The 25,518-nt window shown below is 62.4% G+C and carries 20 protein-coding genes; 7 read left to right on the forward strand and 13 right to left on the reverse strand.

Going from position 1 to position 25,518, the window contains the following annotated elements:
• Positions 1-16: 16 nt before the first annotated feature.
• From rpsD to bfr, 5 genes are all read left to right on the forward strand, one after another.
• A complete protein-coding gene (gene rpsD / locus LXM55_RS21825; RefSeq protein WP_025129398.1) occupies positions 17-637 on the forward strand; it encodes a 30S ribosomal protein S4 in 621 nt (206 codons plus the stop codon).
• A gap of 22 nt (positions 638-659) precedes the next feature.
• A complete protein-coding gene (locus LXM55_RS21830; RefSeq protein WP_007970428.1) occupies positions 660-1,661 on the forward strand; it encodes a DNA-directed RNA polymerase subunit alpha in 1,002 nt (333 codons plus the stop codon).
• Between the two features lie 42 nt (positions 1,662-1,703).
• Positions 1,704-2,090, forward strand: a complete 387-nt coding sequence (gene rplQ, locus LXM55_RS21835) for a 50S ribosomal protein L17 (RefSeq protein ID WP_007924175.1) — start codon at positions 1,704-1,706, stop codon at positions 2,088-2,090.
• Between the two features lie 176 nt (positions 2,091-2,266).
• Complete coding sequence (locus LXM55_RS21840) at positions 2,267-3,715, forward strand: catalase (RefSeq protein ID WP_233322275.1); 1,449 nt, start codon at positions 2,267-2,269, stop codon at positions 3,713-3,715.
• 155 nt (positions 3,716-3,870) lie between these two features.
• Positions 3,871-4,335, forward strand: a complete 465-nt coding sequence (bfr, locus tag LXM55_RS21845) for a bacterioferritin (RefSeq protein ID WP_011063770.1) — start codon at positions 3,871-3,873, stop codon at positions 4,333-4,335.
• Positions 4,336-4,453: 118 nt separating this feature from the next.
• Here the strand turns inward: bfr and uvrA are convergent, their stop codons facing one another.
• Positions 4,454-7,288: an excinuclease ABC subunit UvrA gene (gene uvrA, locus LXM55_RS21850; RefSeq protein WP_233322276.1), complete on the reverse strand. Its 2,835-nt coding sequence runs from the start codon at positions 7,286-7,288 to the stop codon at positions 4,454-4,456.
• A 178-nt stretch (positions 7,289-7,466) separates the two neighbouring features.
• Between uvrA and LXM55_RS21855 the strand changes: the two genes are divergently transcribed.
• Together LXM55_RS21855 and LXM55_RS21860 are read left to right on the forward strand one after the other, a co-directional pair.
• Entirely contained in the window at positions 7,467-8,861 is a 1,395-nt protein-coding gene (locus tag LXM55_RS21855; protein WP_233322277.1) for an MFS transporter, read from the forward strand.
• A gap of 9 nt (positions 8,862-8,870) precedes the next feature.
• Positions 8,871-9,380 carry a single-stranded DNA-binding protein gene (locus LXM55_RS21860; RefSeq protein ID WP_011063767.1) on the forward strand — a complete coding sequence of 170 codons (510 nt, stop codon included), beginning with the start codon at positions 8,871-8,873 and terminating at the stop codon, positions 9,378-9,380.
• A gap of 96 nt (positions 9,381-9,476) precedes the next feature.
• Here the strand turns inward: LXM55_RS21860 and LXM55_RS21865 are convergent, their stop codons facing one another.
• The 12 genes from LXM55_RS21865 to LXM55_RS21920 all read right to left on the reverse strand — a co-directional run bounded on the left by LXM55_RS21865 (position 9,477) and on the right by LXM55_RS21920 (position 25,428).
• On the reverse strand, positions 9,477-10,529 hold the full coding sequence (locus LXM55_RS21865; protein WP_233322278.1) for a hypothetical protein: 1,053 nt from the start codon (positions 10,527-10,529) through the stop codon (positions 9,477-9,479).
• Between the two features lie 12 nt (positions 10,530-10,541).
• Positions 10,542-12,368 (reverse strand): hypothetical protein, encoded by a 1,827-nt coding sequence (locus tag LXM55_RS21870; protein ID WP_233322279.1) that lies wholly within the window; start codon positions 12,366-12,368, stop codon positions 10,542-10,544.
• 3 nt (positions 12,369-12,371) lie between these two features.
• Complete coding sequence (locus LXM55_RS21875; protein ID WP_233322280.1) at positions 12,372-13,658, reverse strand: hypothetical protein; 1,287 nt, start codon at positions 13,656-13,658, stop codon at positions 12,372-12,374.
• A gap of 13 nt (positions 13,659-13,671) precedes the next feature.
• Positions 13,672-14,613 carry a hypothetical protein gene (locus LXM55_RS21880; RefSeq protein WP_442799779.1) on the reverse strand — a complete coding sequence of 314 codons (942 nt, stop codon included), beginning with the start codon at positions 14,611-14,613 and terminating at the stop codon, positions 13,672-13,674.
• A gap of 67 nt (positions 14,614-14,680) precedes the next feature.
• Positions 14,681-17,110, reverse strand: a complete 2,430-nt coding sequence (locus tag LXM55_RS21885; RefSeq protein ID WP_233322281.1) for a hypothetical protein — start codon at positions 17,108-17,110, stop codon at positions 14,681-14,683.
• Positions 17,111-17,121: 11 nt separating this feature from the next.
• On the reverse strand, positions 17,122-18,309 hold the full coding sequence (locus tag LXM55_RS21890; RefSeq protein WP_233322282.1) for a hypothetical protein: 1,188 nt from the start codon (positions 18,307-18,309) through the stop codon (positions 17,122-17,124).
• Positions 18,288-19,733: an alkaline phosphatase family protein gene (locus tag LXM55_RS21895; protein ID WP_233322283.1), complete on the reverse strand. Its 1,446-nt coding sequence runs from the start codon at positions 19,731-19,733 to the stop codon at positions 18,288-18,290. Before LXM55_RS21895 ends, LXM55_RS21890 begins: the two co-directional genes overlap by 22 nt.
• On the reverse strand, positions 19,723-20,961 hold the full coding sequence (eboE, locus tag LXM55_RS21900) for a metabolite traffic protein EboE (RefSeq protein WP_233322284.1): 1,239 nt from the start codon (positions 20,959-20,961) through the stop codon (positions 19,723-19,725). The genes LXM55_RS21895 and eboE overlap by 11 nt, the downstream gene beginning before the upstream one ends.
• Entirely contained in the window at positions 20,958-21,842 is an 885-nt protein-coding gene (locus LXM55_RS21905) for a TatD family hydrolase (protein ID WP_233322285.1), read from the reverse strand. The genes eboE and LXM55_RS21905 overlap by 4 nt, the downstream gene beginning before the upstream one ends.
• A 57-nt stretch (positions 21,843-21,899) precedes the next feature.
• Positions 21,900-22,667, reverse strand: coding sequence for an EboA domain-containing protein (locus LXM55_RS21910; protein WP_233322286.1), 768 nt, complete (start codon positions 22,665-22,667; stop codon positions 21,900-21,902).
• Positions 22,664-23,548 carry a UbiA family prenyltransferase gene (locus LXM55_RS21915; RefSeq protein WP_233322287.1) on the reverse strand — a complete coding sequence of 295 codons (885 nt, stop codon included), beginning with the start codon at positions 23,546-23,548 and terminating at the stop codon, positions 22,664-22,666. Before LXM55_RS21915 ends, LXM55_RS21910 begins: the two co-directional genes overlap by 4 nt.
• Positions 23,545-25,428 (reverse strand): 3-dehydroquinate synthase, encoded by a 1,884-nt coding sequence (locus LXM55_RS21920; protein ID WP_233322288.1) that lies wholly within the window; start codon positions 25,426-25,428, stop codon positions 23,545-23,547. Before LXM55_RS21920 ends, LXM55_RS21915 begins: the two co-directional genes overlap by 4 nt.
• Between the last annotated feature and the right edge of the window lie 90 nt (positions 25,429-25,518).

The raw sequence follows: 25,518 nt of genomic DNA on the forward strand, positions 1-25,518 counted from the left end.
CAGGAGATTGTAAAGAATGGCTCGTTACATTGGTCCAAAATGCAAACTGGCTCGTCGCGAAGGCACCGATCTCTTCCTGAAGAGCGGCGTGCGCGCTATCGAATCCAAGTGCAACATCGAAGCAGCTCCTGGCATCCACGGCCAGCGTCGCGGTCGTCAATCCGACTACGGCACCCAGCTGCGTGAAAAGCAAAAAGTTCGTCGTATCTACGGCGTACTCGAGCGTCAATTCAGCGGCTACTACAAACAAGCAGCTGGCAAGAAGGGCGCAACCGGCGAAAACCTGTTGCAACTGCTCGAATGCCGTCTGGACAACGTTGTATACCGCATGGGCTTCGGTTCTACTCGTGCCGAATCCCGTCAGCTGGTATCGCACAAGTCGATCAGCGTAAACGGTCAGACCGTTAACGTCCCGTCTTTCCAGGTTCGTGCTGGTGACGTGGTCGCTGTCCGCGAGAAAGCAAAAAACCAACTTCGCATTGTCCAAGCTCTCGATCTGTGTGCTCAACGTGGCCGCGTAGAATGGGTAGAAGTAGACACTGAGAAGAAGTCGGGCGTTTTCAAGAACGTTCCAGCTCGCAGTGATCTGTCCGCCGACATCAACGAAAGCCTGATTGTCGAGCTCTACTCCAAGTAAGGGCTAGAAAATAGGTGCATCCATGCAGATTTCGGTAAATGAGTTCCTGACACCCCGCCACATTGATGTGCAGGTTGTCAGTCCAACCCGCGCCAAGATCACCCTCGAGCCTCTCGAGCGTGGTTTTGGCCACACCCTGGGCAACGCGCTGCGCCGCATCCTGTTGTCCTCAATGCCCGGCTGTGCAGTAGTCGAGGCCGAGATTGACGGTGTGCTCCACGAGTACAGCGCCATCGAAGGTGTACAGGAAGACGTAATTGAAATCCTGTTGAACCTTAAAGGTCTGGCTATCAAGCTGCACGGCCGTGACGAAGTTACGCTGACCTTGTCGAAGAAGGGTTCGGGGGTGGTTACCGCTGCCGATATTCAGCTGGATCATGATGTCGAGATCGTTAATCCCGATCACGTAATCGCTAACCTGGCGTCTAACGGCGCCCTGAACATGAAGCTCGTAGTAGCTCGTGGTCGTGGTTATGAACCGGCCGACTCGCGTCAGAGCGATGAAGACGAAAGCCGCAGCATTGGTCGCTTGCAGCTCGATTCTTCGTTCAGCCCGGTTCGCCGCATCGCATACGTGGTGGAAAACGCCCGTGTCGAGCAGCGTACTAACCTGGACAAGCTGGTTATTGATCTGGAAACCAACGGTACTCTGGATCCTGAAGAGGCTATCCGTCGTGCTGCAACCATCCTGCAACAGCAGTTGGCTGCGTTCGTCGACCTCAAAGGTGACAGTGAGCCAGTGGTAGTCGAGCAGGAAGACGAGATCGATCCGATCCTGCTTCGCCCGGTTGACGATCTGGAACTGACTGTACGTTCGGCTAACTGCCTTAAGGCGGAAAACATTTACTACATCGGCGACCTGATTCAGCGTACCGAAGTAGAACTGTTGAAGACTCCGAACCTCGGCAAGAAATCCTTGACTGAAATCAAGGACGTTCTGGCCTCCCGCGGTCTGTCCCTCGGCATGCGCCTCGACAACTGGCCGCCTGCAAGTCTTAAGAAGGACGACAAGGCGACTGCCTGATCGTCGTAATCACCGAACGTTGTGTTTGGTAAGGAATGAACCATGCGTCATCGTAAAAGTGGGCGTCACCTGAGCCGCACCAGCTCGCACCGCAAGGCCATGTTCCAGAACATGGCGGTGTCGCTGTTCGAGCACGAGCTGATCAAAACTACACTGCCGAAAGCTAAAGAACTGCGCCGCGTTGCCGAGCCGCTGATCACTTTGGCTAAGACAGACAGCCTGGCTAACCGCCGTCTGGCTTTCGACCGTACTCGTTCGAAAGCTATCGTTGGTAAGCTCTTCAACGACCTGGGCAAGCGCTACGCTACCCGTGAGGGTGGCTACCTGCGCATCCTCAAGTGCGGTTTCCGCGCTGGCGACAACGCTCCTATGGCGTACGTTGAACTGGTTGATCGTGCTGTCGGCGGTGAAGCTGTATCCGCTGAGTAAGACGTCAGTCTGAAACAAGAAACCGGGCCTAGTGCCCGGTTTTTTGTGTCTGTATGTATTAGATATTTCTATCGTTAGCTAATGTGTAATGCATTGGATGTTGTAATACTGCTGGTCAATACTCTTTGTCAGCCGATTAGCCGGCAGTTTCACAGACTGACAGAGGAAGATTGAGCATGAGCCAGACCAAAACTCTTACTACCGCAAGTGGCGCTCCTGTCGCTGATAACCAGAACTCCCGTTCCGCCGGCCCCCGGGGCCCTTTGCTTCTCGACGATTTTCACCTGATCGAAAAGCTCGCCCATTTCAACCGCGAGAATATTCCGGAGCGTCGCGTGCACGCCAAGGGCTCGGGCGCCTATGGTACTTTCACCGTTTCTCGCGATATCACCCAATACACCAGTGCCAAGTTGTTTGAGGCGGTAGGCAAGAAGACTCCGACCTTTCTGCGTTTCTCCACAGTAGGTGGCGAACGTGGCTCGGCTGACACCGAGCGCGATCCGCGCGGCTTTGCCCTCAAGTTCTACACCGAAGAAGGCAACTGGGACATCGTTGGCAACAACACCCCGGTATTCTTCATCCGTGACCCGCTGAAGTTCCCTGACTTTATCCACACGCAAAAGCGCCTCCCTCAGAGCAACCTGAAAAGCGCCCAGATGATGTGGGATTTCTGGTCGCATTCGCCTGAGGCGCTGCATCAGGTGACCATCCTGTTCTCCGATCGGGGCATTCCAGACGGTTACCGTCATATGCACGGCTTTGGCAGTCACACCTATAGCCTGATCAACGCCAAGGGCGAGCGGCACTGGGTCAAGTGGCACTACAAGACCAAGCAGGGTATCAAGAACCTCGCGCCGGCAGAGGCTGCACGTTTGGCAGGTACCGACCCGGATTACGCCCAGCGCGACCTGTTCAACGCCATCGAGCGCGGTGATTTTCCGAAGTGGAGCGTATGCATCCAGGTCATGACCGAAGCTCAGGCCGCTGGACATTACGAGAACCCGTTCGATGTGACCAAGACCTGGTCGCAGAAGGAGTTCCCGCTGATCGAAGTCGGTGAGCTGGAGCTGAACCGCAACCCGCTGAACTATTTTGCGGAGGTTGAGCAAGCGGCATTCGGGCCTAGCAACATGGTCCCGGGCGTAGGCCTTTCGCCAGACCGCATGCTGCAGGGGCGGGTATTCGCTTATGCGGATGCGCACCGCTACCGTGTCGGTACCAACCACCAGCAGTTGCCGGTGAACGCTCCATTGAGCCCGGTGAATAGTTACCAGCGCGACGGATCCATGGCTTTTGGTAGCAATGGTGGTGCCGCACCCAACTACGAGCCCAACAGCTACAGCGCTGCGCCGAAGCAGGCTCCACGCTATGCGGAACCGCCCTTGGCGCTTAGCGGTGCCGCGGATCGCTACGATCATCGTGAAGACACCGACTATTACAGCCACGCGGGAGCTCTGTTCCGCCTCATGAATGACGAACAGAAGGCTCTGTTGATCAACAATATTGCTGGTGCGATGACGGGTGTGACGGCTGATGTGGTTGATCGTCAGCTGCAACATTTCTACAAGGCTGACCCGGCTTACGGCGAAGGTATTGCCAATGCCTTGGGCGTATCGCTCAAGTAAGTCTAAATAAGAAGCAGAACCGCCCTCATTAGGGCGGTTTTTGCGTTATTTCTACTGGTTTTCTCAGATATTCTTAACTTTTCTAGCTGTTTCTAAGTGACCTGCAAGTCAGCTTGGTTCAAACTATCCACTTTCAAGCAGGGAGATTTAGGGCGATGCAAGGTCACCCGGACGTAATCGATTACCTCAACACGTTGCTGACGGGCGAACTGGCAGCACGCGACCAATATTTCATTCATTCGCGGATGTATGAAGACTGGGGCTTCACCAAGCTCTATGAACGTATCAACCACGAAATGGAAGAGGAGGCGCAACACGCCGATGCCCTGATGCGTCGCATTCTGATGCTCGAAGGCACACCACGCATGCGCCCCGATGATCTAGACACTGGGACCACCGTGCCCGAGATGCTGGCCAGCGACCTGCGCCTGGAATACAAGGTCCGCGCTGCGCTGTGCAAAGGCATCGAGCTGTGCGAACTGCACAAGGACTACGTCAGCCGCGACATCCTGCGTATTCAGTTGGCAGATACCGAGGAAGATCACACCTACTGGCTGGAGAAGCAGTTGGGCCTGATCAAGTCCATCGGGTTGGAAAACTACCTGCAATCGCAGTTCTGATTGCGTTAGCTGTGGTGGCCTGTTCGCGAGCAAGCTCGCTCCTACGGGAAACACAGCAACCCATAGAGACAAAAAAAGCCCCTGGCACCGTCAAGTGCCAGGGGCTTTTTCATGGGCCTCAGGCGCGGTCGCGAGTCAGCAACGGCTTGAGGTAGTGCCCGGTGTGGGACTGCGGCATCTCCGCAACCTGCTCCGGGGTACCGACGGCGATGATCTGGCCGCCCTTGGAGCCGCCTTCCGGCCCCAGGTCCACCAGCCAGTCGGCGGTCTTGATCACATCCAGGTTGTGTTCGATTACCACCACGGTGTTGCCGTGGTCGCGCAGGCGGTGCAACACGTCCAGCAGCTGCTGGATATCCGCAAAGTGCAGGCCTGTGGTTGGCTCATCGAGTATGTACAGGGTCTTGCCGGTGTCGCGCTTGGACAGCTCGCGGGACAGCTTGACCCGCTGGGCCTCGCCGCCGGACAAGGTTGTCGCCGACTGGCCGAGCTTGATGTAGGACAGGCCCACATCCATCAGCGTCTGCAGCTTGCGCGCCAGGGCCGGCACTGGATCGAAGAACTCGCGAGCCTCCTCGATGGTCATTTCCAGTACCTCGTGGATGCTCTTGCCCTTGTACTTGATCTCCAGGGTCTCGCGGTTGTAGCGCTTGCTCTTGCACACGTCGCAGGGCACGTAGATGTCCGGCAGGAAGTGCATCTCCACCTTGATCAAACCATCGCCCTGGCAGGCTTCGCAGCGCCCGCCCTTGACGTTGAAGGAGAAGCGCCCAGGCCCGTAGCCTCGGGAGCGCGACTCGGGCACTCCGGCAAACAGCTCGCGGATCGGCGTGAACAACCCGGTGTAGGTCGCCGGGTTGGAGCGCGGAGTACGACCGATCGGGCTCTGGTCGATGTCCACCACTTTATCCAGGTGCTGCAGGCCGTTGATGCTGTCATGCGGCGCCGCTTCCAGCGTGGTTGCTCCGTTCAGCGCCGTGGCGCTCAAGGGGAACAGGGTGTTGTTGATCAGCGTCGACTTGCCCGAGCCGGATACCCCGGTGACGCAGGTCAGCAGGCCAATCGGGATTTCCAGGTCGACATTGCGCAGGTTATTGCCGCGCGCGCCCTTGAGGGTCAGGGAAAGCTTCTTGTTGCGCGGCGTACGCTTGGCCGGCACCACGATCTTCACCCGACCGGACAGGTACTTGCCGGTCAGGGAGTCCGGGTGCGCCATGACTTCCGCGGCAGTACCTTCGGCCACGATGCGCCCGCCATGCACACCGGCACCCGGGCCGATGTCCACCACGTAGTCGGCCAGGCGAATGGCGTCTTCATCGTGTTCAACCACGATCACCGTGTTGCCGATATCCCGCAGGTGTTTCAGGGTGCCCAGCAGTCGGTCATTGTCCCGTTGGTGCAGGCCGATGGATGGCTCGTCGAGGATGTACATCACCCCGACCAGGCCCGCGCCGATCTGGCTGGCCAGGCGGATACGCTGGGCCTCGCCGCCGGACAGGGTATCGGCGCTGCGGTCCAGGGTCAGGTAGTCGAGCCCGACGTTGACCAGGAACTGCAGGCGTTCGCGGATTTCCTTGAGAATCTTGTCGGCGATTTCGCCGCGGCGCCCAGTCAGTTTCAGGGTGCCGAAATAGTGGGTGGCATCGCCGATGGGCAGGCTGGTGACCGCCGGCAGGGTCTTCTCGCCCACCCACACGTGCCGCGCTTCGCGACGCAGGCGCGTGCCGCGGCAATCCGGGCAGGGCTGGGTGCTGAGGAACTTGGCCAGTTCTTCACGCACGGTGGCCGACTCGGTTTCCCGGTAGCGACGCTCCAGGTTCGGCACTATCCCTTCGAACGGGTGGGACCGCTTGACGATGTCGCCCCGGTCATTGAGGTACTTGAAGTCGACATTCTGCGTACCGCTGCCATGCAGGATGACTTTCTGCTGATCCGCCGGCAGTTGATTGAACGGCACTTCAAGGCTGAAACCGTAATGTGCGGCCAGCGAGCCGAGCATCTGGAAGTAATAGACATTGCGCCGATCCCAGCCGCGGATCGCCCCTTCGGCCAGAGTCAGCTCGCCATTGACCAGGCGCTTGATGTCGAAGAACTGCTTGACCCCCAGGCCGTCACAGGTCGGGCAGGCACCTGCCGGGTTGTTGAAGGAGAACAGCTTGGGTTCCAGCTCGCTGATGGCATGACCGCAGATCGGGCAGGCGAAGCGCGCGGAGAAGATCATCTCTTCGCCCGGCTCGTCGTCCATCGGCGCCACCAGGGCAATCCCGTCTGCCAGCTTCAGCGCAGTTTCAAAGGATTCGGCCAGGCGCTGCTGCAGGTCGGCGCGGACCTTGAAGCGGTCGACCACCACATCGATGGAGTGCTTCTTCTGTTTATCCAGCTTCGGCAATTCGTCCAGCTCGAACAGCTTGCCGTTGACTCGGGCACGGACGAAGCCCTGGGCCCGCAATTCTTCGAAGACCGACAGGTGTTCACCCTTGCGCTCGCGAATTACCGGCGCCAACAGCATCAGCTTGCTGCCTTCAGGCTGGGCCAGCACCAGGTCGACCATCTGGCTGACGGTCTGGGCTTCCAGCGGGATGTCGTGGTCCGGGCAACGCGGAGTGCCGACGCGGGCATAGAGCAGGCGCAGGTAGTCGTAGATTTCGGTGATGGTGCCGACGGTGGAGCGCGGGTTGTGGGAGGTGGATTTCTGTTCGATGGAAATCGCCGGCGACAGGCCCTCGATGGTGTCGACATCGGGCTTTTCCATCATCGACAGGAACTGGCGGGCATAGGCCGACAGCGACTCGACATAGCGGCGCTGGCCTTCGGCATACAGCGTGTCGAAAGCCAGGGACGACTTGCCGGACCCAGACAGCCCGGTGATGACGATCAACTTGTCCCGTGGCAGGGTCAGGTCGATGTTCTTCAGGTTGTGGGTGCGGGCCCCACGAATCAGAATCTTGTCCAAAAGTGGCCTCGATCGGCGGGCGTAAAGGCAGGAGTATAAAACCAAATACTGGATGGATGCACACTATCGTTCGGTGCTTTTTTGATCGCTGGCAAGGGCCGCGCGGCAAAGCGTCGCCATATACCCCCTCAATCGATCCGACTGGTAGAATCGCCGCCGGTTCACATGAGGTTTATCCATGCACGATCCCCACAACGAACGCATGAGTGGCAGCGAGACCCGCGCGGCAAGCGGGCTGGCCCTGGTGTTCGCCTTCCGTATGCTTGGCATGTTCATGGTACTGCCGGTCCTGGCGACCTATGGAATGGATCTCGCAGGAGCGACCCCGACGCTGATCGGGCTGGCGATTGGTGCCTACGGCCTGACCCAGGCAGTGTTCCAGATTCCCTTCGGGATCATTTCCGACCGCATCGGCCGGCGCCCGGTCATTTACCTGGGGTTGATCGTGTTCGCCCTGGGCAGCGTGCTGGCGGCCAATGCCGATTCGATCTGGGGCGTGATTGCCGGACGTATCTTGCAGGGCGCCGGGGCGATTTCCGCGGCCGTGATGGCGCTGCTCTCCGACCTGACCCGCGAGCAGCACCGGACCAAGGCGATGGCCATGATCGGCATGACCATTGGCCTGTCTTTCGCCGTGGCCATGGTGGTCGGCCCGCTGCTGACCCGCAGTTTCGGTCTTTCGGGGCTGTTCCTGGCTACCGGCGCCATGGCCCTGGTGGGCATCCTGATCATCGCCTTCATGGTGCCGCGCTCCACCGGGCCGCTGCAGCACCGCGAATCCGGAGTGGCGCGCCAAGCGCTGGTCCCGACCCTCAAGCATCCCGATCTGCTGCGCCTGGATCTTGGTATCTTCGTGTTGCACGCGATGCTGATGTCGAGCTTCGTTGCCTTGCCCCTGGCGCTGGTGGAAAAAGCCGGCCTGCCCAAGGAACAGCACTGGTGGGTCTACCTCACCGCGTTGCTGATTTCCTTCTTCGCCATGATCCCGTTCATCATCTACGGCGAGAAGAAACGCAAAATGAAACGAGTTCTGTTGGGCGCGGTCAGTACGCTGCTGCTCACCGAGCTATTCTTCTGGCAGTTCGGCGACAGTTTGCGGGCGCTGGTGATTGGCACCGTGGTGTTCTTCACGGCCTTCAACCTGTTGGAAGCGTCCTTGCCGTCGCTGATCAGCAAGGTTTCACCGGCCGGTGGCAAGGGCACGGCGATGGGGGTGTATTCCACCAGCCAATTCCTCGGTTCGGCGCTGGGCGGCATCCTCGGCGGCTGGTTGTTCCAGCATGGCGGTTTGTCGGTTGTGTTCCTCGGATGCGCAGGTCTGGCTGCACTCTGGCTGGCCTTTGCTGTTACCATGCGCGAGCCCCCGTATGTGACGAGCCTGCGCTTGCCGTTATCGCCCGAAGCGATCCGCGAAGCCGGCCTGGTCGAGCGCCTGAAGGCCGTTGTTGGGGTAACAGATGCCGTGGTGGTGGCCGAAGAGGCCGCCATTTACATCAAATTGGACACCGAATTATTGGATCGCACGACCCTCGAGCAGCTGGTCAATCCAGCGCCGTCGGCGCGCGAAGCCTAGGAGAACGTTATGGCCCGTGGGGTTAACAAAGTCATATTGGTCGGCACTTGCGGCCAGGATCCCGAAGTTCGCTACCTGCCTAACGGTAACGCCGTGACCAACCTGAGTCTGGCCACCAGCGAGCAGTGGACCGACAAGCAGACCGGTCAGAAGGTCGAGCGCACCGAATGGCACCGTGTGTCGATGTTCGGCAAGGTGGCCGAGATCGCCGGCGAGTACCTGCGCAAAGGTTCGCAGGTCTACATCGAAGGCAAGCTGCAGACCCGCGAGTGGGAAAAAGACGGTATCAAGCGTTACACCACCGAGATCATTGTCGACATGCAGGGCACCATGCAGCTGCTGGGTGGCCGTCCACAGGGCGACCAGCAGGGCCAGGGCGGCATGTCCAACTCGGCACCGCGTCCTCAACAATCGCGTCCTGCGCCGCAACCTCAGCGTGAGTCGCGTCCAGCGCCACAGCAGGCCGCTCCGCAGCCGGCACCGGATTTCGACAGCTTTGATGACGATATTCCGTTCTGATCGCCTTTTCCGGCGTTCAGCAGCGATGACAAAGGGGCCCCGTACAGGGCCCCTTTTTCATGCCGGATGGTTTTCTTGCGCGGCGTTGCTGCCGCTTCAAAGCTGCACCCGGCGCAAGCGTCCGCTCAGGGCCACCACCTGCTGATCCGCCGTGGGAATCGGCCGTCCACTCAGGCCCATGCCTTCGCTGACCAGCACCGCGCCCTCGACACAACACAGGTTGGACGGCGTATCCAGGCCCTGGGCAAGTACTTGCACGCGGCGTTGCTGCAAATCGCAACGCAGCAGGCGGCCGCTGAAGCGGGCAAAGCCGCCGTGCAGCACTTCGCCGGACCAGTCGGGCTGCAGGGGCTGCAACAGGCGGTCGCACAGTTCCAGCACCAGAATCCGCCCTAGTGGGTCCAGTGCCAGCCCGGTGGGCAGTTGCAGCCCGCGAATCAGCACTTCGATTCGACCGCTGGCCGGCCAGACGCGAATCACCTGGCCGGCCTTGTCGGCGAAGTCGATGCCCTTGCGCGCCGGGTCGCGATGCAGTTCTCCGGAGAACAGGCTGATCAGCACGGCATCGGTCTGCGGTTCGTGGACCAGGGTCACGGGGACCGCTTCCTGGCCTTGATCCAGGTCGGGCAACTGGGCCAGGACCTGCTCGCCGGCTTCGGTGAACTCCACCAGTTGGTTGGTATCGGGCTTGACCGCCAGCCAGCTTCGGCGCGCGGGGTGATAGCACAACGAGTTGAGATTGCCGCGGCTGTGGAACAGTGGCTCGGGCGGGCTGTATTGCAGGTCCAGGAGCTTCGACCCGGCGACGTAGTCGGTCTGGCTGACCAGGTAGCGCCCGGCACCGAAGGCGATGTCCGACAGGCCCATGATCTCGTCGCGCAGCATGCGCGCCTGCATGTTCATCGAGCGAAAGCCCTGGGCCAGGACCTCGGGTGGCCGGTAACCGCCGGGGGCCTGCGGATCGGGTCGCAAGCGGCTGACGCGGCCGCTGAACGCTTGATCCGGCAGGCCTGAGCCGGCTTCCACCAGCAGCAGGCTACCCTCCGCTTCCACGCAGACCCCGCGGGGGTTGAGCAGGCCTTCGGCGATGATGCTGCCGGGGCGCAGCAGCGGTTCCGGCTGGGCGGGAATATGCAAAGCAACGGGCATGGTCTTCTCCTTTCAAGGCCGCCAGGGCGTGCCATTGAGATAGGCCGCCAGCAGCTCTCGTTGGCTCGGCGACATCGAGCGCACCACCGACATGTAGAGGGTGGTGTTGTGGTACTCGGGGGATATCCGGGCCAGGATCGCCTGCTTGTAGCCCATCACGGCATCGGGCTGGTTGAGTTGGATGTAACGGGACATGGCGGGGAAGGCCAGGTAGTGAAAGCGCAAGACGTTCTGATAGGCCTGCTCCCAGGTGATGAGGCTGCCGGCGGGAATGCCGAAGTCGGTCTGGGCGTATTTGCGGAAGTTGCTGAAGCTCTGGCTCAGCGGATGGCTGCCGAGGTTGTAGTTCAGCGTGGTAAAGCCGGCCTGGCCACTGGAGCCGGCAACCGGGACGACGTTGAAGCTCACCGAGGGTTGACCGGCCGGCACCGTCAGTGCGGTCGGAAACTCCAGGAAGTCCCAGTAGCGGGTGGCCTCGTAAACGGAGGTTGCCGAAGCGGCGATGCTGATCGGTGTGTCCGTCGGCACCGGGGCTCCCAGGTAACGGGCTTGCAAGGTGATCTGGACCCCCGAGTTGTTCGGGTCGAAGTAGCTGTTGCGCTGGTCGCTGTAGACCCGGTAGGGGCATTCGGGCGCCGATAGCGCTGGATTGCGGGCATTCCCGGGGGCGCTGATGCACAAGGGCGTGCTCTGCACCAGTTGGGTCTGGGCCGTGTCGAGCGGCACGTCGACGATTCCGCCGTAGCGGTAGTAGTCCTGCAGGATCGGGGCGCTGGGTTCGAAGCTCGCCAGGGCGGTCTCGCCCGCGGCGACGGTGACGGTCCCGTAGTCGGCGTTGGGTCCGATGGGGCTGGTGATATCGTCGCGCACGGCCCTGAACCGCTGCTTGGGGATCAGGTTGACCATGTCGATGCTCAGTTGCCCGTTGGCGACCTCGGCATAGGCGACGCTGGTGATGTTCAGGTCCTGGTCGGCATTGATGATCTGGCGGCCCGGCGGGCAGATCTGCGGCTCATCGGCATAGGCCGTGGCCAGGGTGCCGATGACCCGGCCAATGCTCGGGTTGGGGCTGAACTGGTTGGCGGCGTAGTCCGCGTTCAGTTGGTCGGTGGTCAGAGTCGGGCACATTTCGAACATCACGAAACGCAGCACGATCCCGCTGGCGTTGGGTGCCTCGATCAGGGCCTTGAGCCCGGCGCTGTCCTTGTTGTAGCTGACGATGCTGCTCAGTGGAAAAGTCAGTTGAAAGGTGCCGCTGCCATGAAAGGAGCCGGGAGCGTCCATGCTCCTGGGCTCCAGGACTCGAGTGTTGACGTCGAAACTGCTGCAGACCGCGTTCCAGCGGATCAGGAGTTGGGGGTTGCTGCTGTTGCCGATCTGCAAGCCGCCGACAAAGATCTGGGTGGTGGTGGTCGCCGTGGGGTCGAGGTCGACCATCATCGGGCCGGAATAGGGGCCTTGCCCGGTGCCGGGGGTCACCGAGCCGAGCAGGTACACCGGCTGGCCGACCATGTCCCCTTCCAGCGCGATGTTGCCCGGGGTGCCCTGGGAGCTGATCAGCGCGTTGTGCAGCGTCACCACGTGTTCACCGTAGTGGTTCCAGCCGCCGGCGGTGTAGCGGCTGTTGGGGCCGATCCTGGGGTCTGGGGCGTTGATCAACTCATACAGCTGGTCATCGCTGTAGGTCCGGGCCTGTTCCGCCACGGTCGAGGTGGTCAGGTCGAACAGGTCCAGGGAGGTTTCGATGCCATTGGGCAGGGTCGGCGAGTTATTCGGCACGCTGACGTCGGTGGAAATACCGCCCCAGAAGTTCAGCCGGGGTCCGTTCAATATGCTCATGATCTATTCCTTATCCTGGGTGGCACGGGTGACCGGGGGGTGGGCGAATCTGAACAGGAAGGAGAAGTCGCTCTTGGATTGGCTGTGCAGCGGTGTCGCCATGGAGTGACAGTTCATGCAGCTGCTGTTGGGCTGGATGTAGCTTTCCATGGTGACGTTGGCCGACAGCGATGGGGTTGGCTGGCCCAGCGGGTTGCCGGGGTTGTCCGGCGACTGGGGGCGCTGGGTGGTGATCAACTGGTAGTACTTGAACACGCTCTGCTGGACCTGCGGATTACCCTGGTACTGGGTATTGATCTGCTGGGTCACGTCGGTGATCGGAGTGACCCGGTTCAGCGGGTCCGGGGTGCTGAAGCTGGAACCGGGTTTTGGGGTGCAGACCATCTTTGCGTCTTGTTGCTGCCACAGGCAGGGGGATTGGTTGACGCTGTCGGCGGGGGCCTTGGCGTTGAAGTAGGAGTAGAAAATCCCCGAGACCGGTTGATCGACCCATTTGCCCTCTATCTTGGCCTTGGGGGGCACGTTGTCGATCTGCTCGAAGGTCGACCAGATCCACTGCGGGAAGCCCTCCACCTTGCTGATGATGTGCAGCCCTACCAGCCCCAGGTTGGCCGGTCTGGTGCCGTTGGGCCGCCCCTGGCTGTCGAATTTCGTGACCAGGGCTTTCATCGTCAGGTAGCGGCGGCTGTCGTCGGCGCTGGTGAGGATGCGCCAACTGGCCTTGATCTCGCTGGCGTTGTCGGGAAAGTTGATGTTCTTCGCCGCATCGACGATGGCTGCGTTGTAGAAGCCGTTGCTGACGATGTAGTTGTAGGACACCTCGTTGGCGGCGATGTCGTAGTAGGTCGGGTTGCCGCGCTGATCGATCAGCCAGCCGCCGACCGCCTGGTTGTCCGATTGCACCACCTGGGTGTTCTTGACCGCGGCGATATTGATCAGGCTGAGGTTCCGGCGCGGCAGCTGCGAATTCCAGGGCCCCGGATTCTTGGCCCCGGGGAGGAACGTTTCGCTGACGCTCTTGTAGGTCTGCCACACGGTATTGCCGGGGCTGCCCAGGGGCTTGCTGCAATCGGCGACCCCGCGTTGGCCGATCTTGGCCGGCCAGTTGAGGTTGATGAACAGCTGCCAGCTGTATTGATCGAACGCCTGCTGCGAGGCGCCGGCAGCAGGCACCACGGCAGTGGGCGGGCAAGCAGTCTGCGGCCCCGGCGCGCTGGGCTGCAGGGCGCTGGCCTGCTGGCAGCCCAGGCCCAGCAACAGCAGGGCGGTGAAACGGCTCCAAGGGTTCATGAGGCGGCTCCTGTCACTGCGGGGTGGGCGAGAGTTGGTTCCATTGCGGCCGCGCACCGTTTTTCAGCGACGGCGGTGGGGTGAAGAGCTGGCAGTCCGGCGGGTTGGCCGGGCACATTTTCGCCACCTGGTCCCAGGTCTTGGCCGGGTCCGGTTTGGCGTTGCTCCAGTTGCGATAGTTCTGGCTGACGATCGGCGCGTTGGCCACGCTGGCATCGCCGGAGAAATAGAACGACTGCGGATGCTGATAGGCCGGCTGGCCCGGGCCGTCGCTGGTGGCTTTCTTGTAGAACGCGTAGCCGAACAGGATCGGGCTCGGCTTGACCGGGATCTCCAGCGCGTAGGCCTGTACGCTGCCGTCCAGGTGCTGGCTACGGGCGGCGCTGTAAGGCAGGTGCTTGATGAAGTCCTGGCGGGGCGGGTGGTTCATGGGCGAGAACATGCAGCAGGCCGGCATGTCCTTGGGCCGGTCTTCGGGGTAGGTGAGGAAGTAGGCCTTGTTGCCCAGGGAAACGAAGGAGCAGGTGTAGTTGTTGTTCTTGATCGGGAAGATCGGCAGGCAGTACTTCTCGTAGTGCTCCATCATCGCGCCGGTGCCGTCACCGTCGGCCGGCACATAGTCGTTGTCGTAATAGCTGGTGCCCTGGGACACGGTGTAGTCGGAAGGTTGCAGGGTGCTGGGCGGGCTGCTGTAGGGCGGCGGGTTCTTCGCGTAGTTGGCGGTGACCCGGTACATGGTCCAGTCGCTGACCCAGGTCGCCGGGTAGAGCGGGTCGGCCGGATCGCCGGGCTTGCGCTTGGCGATGCAGTTGTTGGTCTTGGCGTCGCAGCCCTTGTTGTTGTGCACGCCCATGTTGAAGTAGACGTTGTCGGGGTATTCCTGGGCCCACAGCGTCTGGCTGGCGCCCAACAGCAGGGCCGCCCACAGCAGGCGTTTGAGGAAGCGCATGTTCATCTGACTCTCCTTTGCCAACGCCGGGCGCCGTGGGGCGCCCGGGGTTCCATTGCCGGGCCGTTGCGGCTCAGCCGTGCGGGTAGTTGTTGAGGTTCAGCGGGCGCGGTGGGTAACCCGTGCTCACCAGGTCCTTGGCCCAGATCTCCAGCACCTGGCGCCGGCTTTGCGGCAGATCCCGGGTAATGGGCATGGCCAGGGTGCTGGCCTCCTGATACTCCTTGCTGATCAATTTGATGAACTGCTCGATCGCGCCCTCGATGCGTTGCAGGGAGTTGAGCGGCATGTACTTGTTCATGATCGGGTAGAGGTAATAGAAGGGCTGGAGAATCCGCGGATAGATGAACTCGTTCCAGATCCGCACATTGGCGTTGTCGGCCGTGCACATCCGGTTCCAGCTGTCGATGAAGTCCTTGAGCATCTCTGTCTCTTGCGGCAGTACCCGCAGCGGCGACAGGAAGTCGGTGAAGGCATCGGTGTAGGAGAAGCTGAACGGAATGCCCGCCGGATCGTCCTGGATGAAAAAGCGCAGGGTGGGGAAGCCCGCTGCCACGGCTTGCACCGTCACCTGGGCAATGCCGGCGTCATTGGTCTGGATGCGCGCCAGGCTGTAGCTCACGGTGGCGCCCAGGCCGGCGTCATTGTCCAGTTTTCCGGTCATCGGTTGCGGCGTGTCGAACCTCAGGCATGGGCCCAGATCGACAGCGGCCGGGGTTTTCAGGAAGTCCTGATAGTGGATGGGGATGCTGGGCGGATCTTCGTTCTTGGCGCTCTTGATGAGCAGGGCGCTCAGGCGCCTGCCGCTGCCCTCCCTGGACAGGCTGGGATGCTGCGAGGCGTCGGCGAACTGGGGCATTCCCGGCTTATTGTTTTCTCGAGCCTGCGGAACGTCGTTGATCAGCACGAAATCCGCCGGGTTGCTGAACGCCAGGTAGTAGTTGCTGGTGGTCAGCATGAAGGCGTTGTTGTACTCGGCGACCCACAAGGTGGTGCCGGGCGGTGCGGGCTTGCCGTTGTACTGCACCATGATGTTCAGCGTCCGGCTGTCACCGACGTCGATGAAACTGCCGCTCTCGATGACTTCCGCGGTCCACATCTGCTGTTGAGCGGCGATGGTGTCGGTGCCCTTGAGCCGCAGCGCCAGGTTGCCGTTTTCCAGCAAGGCCTGGGCACTGGCGTCGAGGGGCAGGTCCAACAGGCCGGAGCGCTTGTCAAAGGCCGATTGCTGATACTGGTTGAAGCCGATGCTGGTCAGCGGTTCGAAGTTGTTGCCCAACTGCACCCCCAGCTCATAGCTGCCGACGTGGAACTTCGCGGCGACCGGAATCCCGTTGTTGCGTCCATCGAGATCGGGGGCAGCCGGGCCGTCATGGACGGCCGGGTAGATCGGAAAGGTATTGCCCAGGTCCAGCGACAGCGTACTGCCGTTGAGCTGGGCGCTGATCACGCCCAGGTTGACCACTTGTTCCTTTTTATGGATCAGCGCATCTCCCGGCACTTTCTTGTAGAAGGGCACTGGGTCCTTGGGCGCCAGGCGCTGGCCGGCGGGTGCGGTGGGGAACTCGTTGTTGAGCCACAGGCCCAGGGTGCCGGCGGTGCGGCTGTAGGCCGGGTTGAAGAAGAGTTCGGTCGGGTTGTCCAGGCCAATTTGATAGAGCATCTGCAACCTGGACATGTCCCAGGGCGCCTGGGAGTGGCTGTTGACGATCTTGAAGTCGTTGAACAGGCCGTTCTTGTCATAGACCGTCAGGTAGGTGGTGAACCTGAGCATCAGGCCCTGGGCGTCCTTGTTCTGCTCCATTTCATCCTTCAGGTTCTGCAGCAGTTGCGAACCACCGACGAAAAAGTCCACCTGGTCCTTGGTAAAGCAGGTCTGCCAGGTGCAGGTCACATAGACCAGGCCGCCGAATGCCCCCCAGTTGAAATCGAGGAAGCGGTTGAGCATGCGGCAGCCCTTGTTCAGGGTCACCCCGCAGGTGGTATCGCCCAGCGTGATCTTTTCGAAGTACAGCGCGGTGAAGGTGTTCTGCCAGGGGCTGACGTCGACAAAACGTGCCGCGGTCGGGCTCGGGTTACCGAAGGAGTTGCCCAGCAGTTGGTAGGGCTTGTTGATCAGCGGATCGCTGTCGATGTAGCTGTCGACCTTGGATTCCCCACCGATGATCACCGAGCGGAACTGTTGGTAATCCACGGTGCCGCAGGCGTTGTCACCGAACAGGTCCCACTCGGCGGGAATCATCGGGTAGTTGCTGGCGTCGCCGTTGGTGGGCACCTGCAGCACGTAGTCCGGAACGTCCTTGTAGGCCAGTGGGGCGATGGCCCACGGCATCAGCGTTTGCGGGGCATTCTTGTCGTTGATCCCGTACTTGCTCAAGAAGCGCCAGTTCATCTGCATCTGCACGGCGTCGTACAGCGGTAGCACATCGTTGTTGTTGAAGGTGGGCGGGTTCCAGAACATGAAACCGTTGAGGTAGATCCGAGGAAAGTTCAAGACACTCATGGTGGCTCTCCTTAGCGTTTCCACTGGGCGCGTTTGAGCGACCAGACGTAGTCCAGTTTTTGATAGCCGATGAAGTCTTCGTTCGGCAGTACGCTGGTGGGGTAGAGGATTCCGCCTGTGTGGTCGATGTTGAACGAGAAGAAGGTGTTCTTCTGCGTCGAATAGGCCGCGGTGCTGTGGCAGGCCAGGCACGATGAGGTGCCCTGGAAGGCCGACTCCAGCTGGGAGTTGGCCAGCAGCTTGGGCTCGGCCCGGTTCTGGTCGTACTGCACGCCGATCAGTTCGTACTGGGCCAGGTTCGAATACTGCTGCTGGAAGCTGCTGTTCACCGGCTTGGCCGCCTCGGTGGGGCCGGTGGTGTTGGTCATGGGCTTGGGCGGCGTGTCGTTGGTGACGGTGTACTTGGGATTGTTGCGGTTCTCGAAGGTGGTCCAGACCCAGTCTTCAGTCAGCTTGTTGATCACATGCATGCCGCTCAGCGCGGCATAGCCCACCTGATACTGGCCGGTGCTGTTCACGTAGTAGGCCTGGGAGATGTAGTAGCCGTCCTTGACCAGCTGGGACTTGAAGTCCTGGTTGGTGCCGATCCAGAACCAGGACGTCTTCAGCTCCCAGGCCGTGGCTGGAAAGCTCAGATTGCTGGTGAGCTTGGCCAGGCCGTCGCGGTTGTAGATCCCGTTGCTGACGATGAAGTTGAAGGTGTCCTCGCCCATCATCAGGTGAAAGCGCACCAGCTGTTCCTTGTTCGAGGGGGGAACCGGCGGGTTGGGGCTCATCTTCAAGGCCAGCCCATCCACCTGCTGGATACCGTTCTGCGGGCTGCCCGGGGTGTCATTGCCAAGAAACTGGAACAGCCCCTTGGGGTCCATGCCCTGTTGCTGCGCCAGTTCCGTGACCTGGCTCGGCAGGTTCTCCCGGGAGCTGTAGGGCAGCGGCTCCGCGCCCTTGAGCAGGTAGACCTGATCGTCAGGCTTGAAGGTTTCCCAGACCCGCAGGCTGGCTTGCGTGGCATCAGGCTGATTGAGGCACACGAACCAGTTCCAGGCCATGGTTTCCGGGCTCTGCTTGAAGGTGGTCAGCGTCGTGCCGGGATCGTTCGCGAACTTGAGGAAGTTGTTGCAATTAAAGGCATTCGAGGTCTGTGCCTGAGCAAGGCCGCTCAACACACTCAGCACGACTATAGGGATGGTTCGCCGCATGGAATCTCCTTGGCCTGAGCCGTATCGTCATAGGGGCGCCCTAGGAAATGCTCTAGGAGCAGGTGCTTTACCGCGGTGGCCGGCAGATGCTCCGGCAGGGGTAAATCGCAATCGGTGATCAGCAATGGCCCGACCTCAGGGTGGCTCGGCAAGCGTCCGTGGCTGCCGCGAATCAGTGAGGTGTCCAGGGGAATCAGGTCCATGTAGTAGCGAAAGCCGAGCTTCTTCTGCAGCAGCCGGCGGGCGACCCGCAGCTTGGGAAAACGAATCGCCGGGTCGATGAACAGCTCCAGCGGGTCGTAGCCCGGCTTGCGGTGAATATCCACGGTGCGGGCGAAATCCGGGGCCAGACGGTCGTCGAACCAGTAGTAGTAATCGAACCAGAAGCCTGCTGCGGCCACCGCCACCAGCTCGCCGCTGCGTGGGTGGTCGAGCTGGCAAGCCTGTTGCTCGCGCTTGTCCAGCACCTGCTCGATACCGGGCTGGCGCAGCAGCAGCGCCTTGACCCGGGCAATGTCCTCGGGCTGGCGCACGTAGACGTGGGCGATCTGGTGGTCGACCACGGCAAAGGCCGCGCTGGCGCCGGGGTCCAGCAGCTCCCAGCTCAGTGAACGGCGCACCTGCAGCAGGCCCTGCTCGCGCAGCACGCGGTTGATGGAAATCGATTGCTGCACCGCTTCGATGCCGTATTCGGAAAGCAACATCACCGCCGCGCCCTGCTGCTGGGCAAAGTCCAGCAAGCGCCCGACCTCATGATCGATGGCCCGCACTTCGTCGCTGATGGACGGATGCTCCGGCCCCAGGCGCTGCAGGCTGTAGTCCAGGTGCGGCAGGTAGATCAGTTGCAGGTCGGGACGGCTGATCTGGAATTCGGCGATGGCGCAATCGACGATCCAGCGGCTGGAGGCGATTCCCGCTGCCGGGCCCCAGAAGCTGGGAAAGGGGAATTCGCCGATCTGTTGTTCGATGCGTTCATGCAGGCCCGGTGGCGACGAATAGAGGCCGAACATCTTGCGCCCGTCGGCCGGGTAGTGCGGCCGCGGAGTAATGGCCGCCTCGACCTGGGCGTACATGTTGAACCACCAGAACAACTGGCTGCAGCGCAAGCCGGGGATTTCCCGTTGCAGCGTCTGCCAGATCTTCTCGCCCTGGATCAGCGCATTGGGTTGCAGCCAGAAGCGCACTTCGGCCTGATCGCGAAAATACCAGCCGTTGCCGACGATGCCGTGTTCGGCGGGCGGCAACCCGGTGAGGATCGAGGCCTGCACCGTCGAGGTCACGGCGGGGAACACCGGCCGCAGCCTGGCCATCCGCGCCCGTTGCAGCAGGCTGTTGATGCGCGGTGTGGCCGCGCCCAGCAGGCTCGGGGTCAGGCCCACCACATTGATCAGGAGCAAGGGTTGGCGTGCGCGTTCAGAAGGCATGGGCCGAGGCCTCCAGGGACAAGGACAGGCTACGCAGCAGGTCCCGCTGCTGCAGTTGGCCCTCGACCCACTGCAGCTCGCTGGCGATGCCGTGCAGCAAGGCCTGTTCGCTGTCCGGACGCAGCTCGCCGGGCAGCACGTTCCAGCTGTAGGTTTCCACTTCGAGCACCGGCTGGAAGGACGGATGCGCGGCGAGGAAGTCGAAGGTGCGCAGCAGGGCCGGCTGGCTGCCACTGAGCTCGGCCAGGAGCAACTGTTCGCTGAACAGCGGCACATGAAAGTGAATGCGCAGTTCGGGGCATTGCCCCTGTGTCGGTTCGGCGGCGTTCAAGGCCCCAGGCAGGTCGGCCCAGGCCAGCAGTTGCCCAGCGCTGTCGCGGGCCTTGACCTGATGCAGGTAGGTGGCTTCGGCAAAGGTGCCCAGGGCCAGCAGCACCTGCTCGCGGCGCCGGCGATCGGTGAGCGGCAACTGGCAGATCAGCGCATTGGACAGCTGGATCTTGCCCACCGGAACCCGCGCATCCAGCAGCCGTTGCAGGGATTGGTAGCAGTCTTCGAAGACCACCGCCTGATGGCAGACATCGAAGCACAGCGCCAGGTAGCCATGATGAGGATCGGTGGCTTGCCAGTGCTTGAAAAAAGCCAGGGCCTGGTCGGTGTTTTCCAGCACGCAGTCCGGCTCCATCTCCAGGCACAGCAGAATCTTGCGGCCGCTGCTGCGGTGCAGGCTGGCCAGCTCGGCGGTCAGTTGCCGCAGGTGGGCTTCGGCCTGTTGCTGCTGGCTCTCGTCCCAACAGGCGGCGTAACCGAAGGGCACGCTGGAAATCACCCCTTGCTGGCAATCCAGCGGCAGGGCGGCGGCCAGCAGGTGCGCCAGTTGCAGGCTGTACTCCAGGCGCTGGGGCTCGGCCCAGGTCGGCCGGTAGACCTCGGCTTTCACCGCGCCCTGATGGAACTGGCCATAGGGAAAACCGTTGAGCGACGTCAGGCGCAGGCCGCAGTCGTGCAGCAGGTCGATGAAGGCCTCGCGCACCTCGGGTACCTGCAGTTCGGCGGCGGCCTGGGCACTGATCCACAGGCCGCTGTCCTGTACCGCCAGCCCGCGCTGGCGCCGTACCCCCTGGAAGTGCTGCTGGATCGACGCCCGCAGGCCCGCCACGTCAAGGGCCGGATGCACGTTGCTGCAGTAGCCGATCTGCGCGGCGCTCCAGCCGGCCCGGGTACTCATTTGACCACCGGTTCCTGGCCGCGCAGGGCCGAGTTGTCCTGCCACTGGCGACGCTGGTCAATCGGCAGCGGGGTGCTCACCTGTTGCTTGTCCAACTGCCCGCTCTGGGCGAAGAAATCCACCGGGTTATGGAACAGCACCTGCTCTACCTGGGCCTCGCTGAAGCCGGCGGCGAGCATCGCCTGGCCGGTCTTGGGCACCTTCAGCGGGTCGCTGATGCCCCAGTCGGCGGCGCTGTTGACCACCATTTTCTCGGTGCCGTACTCCTGCAGTAGGGCCACCATGCGTTGCTCCGACATCTTGGTGTTGGGGTAGATCGAGTGCCCGCGCCAGCAGTCGCTGTCCAGCACCAGGGGCAGGGTCAGCTCGTTGAGGTGGTCGATGATCACCAGGTTCTCGGCGATGCCCACTTCACGGATCACCGCCAGGGTGCGCTTGGTGCCGCCGATCTTGTCACGGTGCGGTGTATGCACCAGCACCGGCAGGTTGAACTGTTTGGCCAGCTCCAGTTGCGCGGCCAGAAAGCGGTCCTCTTCCGGGGTGATGTCGTCATAGCCGATTTCCCCTACCGCCACCACGCCGTCCTTGACCAGGTAGCGCGGCAGGATCTCCAGCACTTCGTTGGCCACCGACAGGTCGTTGGCTTCCTTGGGATTGAGGCCGATGGTGCAGAAGTGATGGATGCCGAACATGCTGGCGCGAAAGCGCTCCCAGCCCAGCAGGGTGTCGAAATAGTCGATGAAGCTGCCGACGCTGGTGCGCGCCTGGCCCTGCCAGAAGGCCGGTTCGATGACCCCGGTGATGCCGGCGGCGGCCATGTTCTGGTAGTCGTCGGTGGTGCGGCTGACCATATGAATGTGCGGATCGAAGTACTTCGCCATGGTGGCTCCTTGATGTGCTTGTAGAGAAACCGTTGCCTGGGCCCTGCCGGTTGCGGTTCAGGCGCCGGCCGGGAAATGTTCGCGCCAGTGCCCTGGCAATCGCCCCTGCTGGCACAGGCCGCGCAGGCGCAGGCGCTGGGCCTGGCTCAACAGGTCGAAGGCGATGGCCTGGGGCAGGCCGTAGGAAACCTCGCGCTCGGCGGCCAGTTGTTCTTCCATCAGGTCCAGGGCCAGCTGGTTGAGGTCGACGCTGCGGCGCTCGGCCAGGCCATCGATGCGGCGGCTGTCCAGGCCCATGCCCAGGGCCTTGAGCACCAGTTGATGGAAGGCCCGGTCCGGGTAGTGGCGCGCGGCAAAGGGGTTGTCCAGGGCGAGGGCGGCGAACACCTCGCGGTTGTTGGTGCGCCCGGCCTGGAGCGCCAGGTCGAGGCTGGCACCCTGGCTGTCGAGGTCATCCAGGGCTTTGAGCAGCGCGGCTTTTTCCTGGTCGTCGCCCCAGAGAAACAGCTGGCGCAGCAACGCCAGTTGCTCGGCGCCGGCCTGTTGTTCCAGCCACTGGGCCAGCAGCAGCGCCCGAGCCAGTTGGGTGCGGCTGGAGTGCGGGCTGGCGGCCAGGGGCGCATCCCCGAGGCGGCGCCGGCACTGGCTGCTGAGCAGTACCAAGGTATTGGCCGAAGGCGCTCGGGCCAGTTGCTCCCGGGCTTGTTGCCACCAGCGGCGGCTCTCATCGTCCAGATGCCGCTCCAGCACTTGCTGGCGCTCGGCGAAGGCTGCATGACGAATGGCGAGCGCAGGTTGCGCGAAGGAAAGGGCGTCCATGCTCATGTCGGCTTGATCCAGCGTTGAAGGTGGGGCAGCAGAAAGAACACCAGCACACACAGCAGGCTGCCCAGGGGCTGATTGGCCACGGCCAGCACCAGGGCATCGAACAGTGGCAGGGCGGCCAGCCCGGCACCAATGAAGGCGCGGATCTGCCGGTGCTGCGGGTTGGCCAGATGGCGTTGGTAATGCCAGCCCAGCCAGCCCAGCCACAGCAGCAGGACCAGCCAGAACACAGGGTTGTCGGCGTAGGCGGCCAGGAGCAGGGGGCTGAGCATGAGCAGCAGCGGCAGGCGGCTGAGCAACTGGTTGCGATGCTCCAGGCGGGCCAGGTAGGTCAACCCGGCAATGTAGGTGCCCAGCAGCGCGGCGCACAGCCACAACGGCTGGGGCGGCATGGCCAGGCTGGCGGCGGCGGTCAGGTACAGGGCCGAACGGCAGCCGCCCATCAGCCAGACGCTGTGCGGGTACTTTTTATGCAGCAGGTTGTAGCCAAGGATGAACAGCAGCAGCAAGCCGGCACTGGCCAGCAGCCAGTGGGGCTGGGCGATCAGCCGGCTCAGGCCGAGGACCGCCAGCGCCGCCAGCAGCAACAGCGCGGCGGTGGCCAGGCTGACCTGGGTGCGGCTGACCAGGCCGAGGACGATCGGCCGCGGGTTGTGATGCCGCTGGTCCCAGTCGGCATCCAGCAGGTCGTTGAGCAGCATGCCCGCCAGGTACAGCGCCGAGAGCGCCACCAGCAGCAAGCTCCAGACCAGCGGCGAGGGCGGCGCCAGGGTGGTGACGCTGCTGGCCAGCAGCGCGGCGGCCAGGGCGTTGGTCCACACCGTCGGCAGGTTGGACACCCGCCCCAGGGTCAGCCAGGTGGTCAGCGCCGAGTGAGTCATTGCACGCACCTCGAACCCCAGGCGAAATCCGGCCCGCCGAAACCCGCCAGGCGCAGCAGGGCCTGTTCCATCAGCGGCAGCTCAATGTGGTGCACGTCCACCGACTGGCCCAGGCGGCTGAGCATGGGGATCGACAGCTGGCCGCCCAGGTGCTGGCGAAACTCTTCCAGGCCCTGGAGGATCGGCGAGCGGCCCTGGGCATCGCGCAGGCTCAGTTCCGGCGGGCACAGGTTGAAGCCGAGCTTGTCCAGCAGTTGCAGCAGGCGCTGGCAGTCGGCGTCGGACAGCAGGCCGCAGGCGTTGGCATACAGCGCATCCAGGGCCATGCCCACGGCCACGGCTTCACCGTGGCGCAAGCGGTGCTGGCTGAGGTTTTCCAGCTTGTGGGCGGCCCAGTGTCCGTAATCCAGGGGCCGGCCATTGCCGCGCTCGAACGGATCGCCGGCGCCGGTGATATGCCCCAGGTGCAGCTCGGCGCAGCGGCGGATGGCGTAGCGGCTGGCCCGGTGCTCGAAACTAGCCAGGGCGTCCACTTGCTGCTCCATCCACTGGAAGAAGGCCGCGTCCTTGATCACCGCGACTTTTACCGCCTCGGCCAGCCCGGCCATCTGGTCTCGCTGGGAAAGGCTGAGCAGCAGCTGGAAGTCATTGATCACCGCCGTGGCCGGGTAAAAGGCCCCCAGCAGGTTTTTCTGGGCGAAGGCGTTGATGCCGTTCTTCACCCCGATGCCGGCATCGTTCTGCGCCAGCACGGTGGACGGGATGCGGATCAGGCGCATGCCCCGGTGGAAGGTGGCGCAGGCATAGCCCACCGCATCCAGCACCGCGCCGCCGCCCAGGGCCAGCACATAGCAATGGCGATCCAGGCCGTGTTCCAGCATGTGCGCGTACAGCTGCTGGAGCACATCCGGGGTTTTGCTCAACTCGCCGGCCGGCACCGCGATCGGTGCGGCCTGCAGATGCAGGTCGGCGGCGTGGGCGCTGAAGTAGTCGTTGATCTGTTGCGGCAATTGGGGTGAGCACAGCAGCAATTGTTCATCGGCAAACACCAGCACCGTGATCGGCCCCTGGCTCTGCCGGGTCAGTTGCTGGTGCAGGCACGGGTTGTCCGCCTGGAAGATGTGGTCGGTGAACAGCACCGGGTAGTGGTAGCTCACCTGGAAGCGGCCCTGCAGAGGCTGAGCCTGGTCGAGCGGTGGCTGGGCCAGACGTTCTTTGAACAGGCTGCGGGCGCCGAGGAACAGCCCGGGCAGTACCATGCTGGCAAGAATGGTCGCCAGCAGTGCGTGCTGCTCCACCAGCAGGCTGCCGATGGCGGCGTAGGCCAGGGCCAGCCCGGCATTGGCCAGGGTGGTGACCAGCAGGAACTGGCGCAGCGGATAGCGTTGCATGCCGGCCGCCAGTACCGAGGTTTCCGCCAGCACCGGCACGCCGCGCAAGCACACCAGCGACAGCGTACTGAGGCGATAGGCCAGTTGCCCGGGTTGCCAGCTTCTGAGCCCTAGCCAGTTGGACAGCAGGCGAAAATAACCGGCCCCCAGCCAATAGCCGAGGCTGGCCCCCAGGCACAGGCCGACGAAAATCACCAGGTAGCCGCCAATGGCCCCCAGCGCCGCCACCGCCAGCAAGGCCACCAGGCTGGAAGGCACGGGCAGCAGCACGTCCAGCGCCAGCAGCGTGACCAGCAGCAGGGCCAGGCTCAGGCGTTGTACCGGGTCGCTGGGAAGGAAGGTGCCCAGGTGGTTCAGCAGTTGTTGGATCTGCTGTTCAAACAGCAGAAAACTGACGATCACCAGGGTCGAGAACACCAATAACGAGAGCCAGTAGTTTTCGGCCGCACCCTTGAACGAAAAGGCACCAGGCAACGAGCTGCGCTTCATCAAGCATCCCTCTTGATTGATATGACTAAATTCCGTGTCAGTGTCAGCAGGGTACGGTGGGAGGGCGTCCGGTTATTGAATACCTCGACG

This window comes from Pseudomonas sp. Au-Pse12 (assembly GCF_021341665.1).
GTDB lineage: Bacteria > Pseudomonadota > Gammaproteobacteria > Pseudomonadales > Pseudomonadaceae > Aquipseudomonas.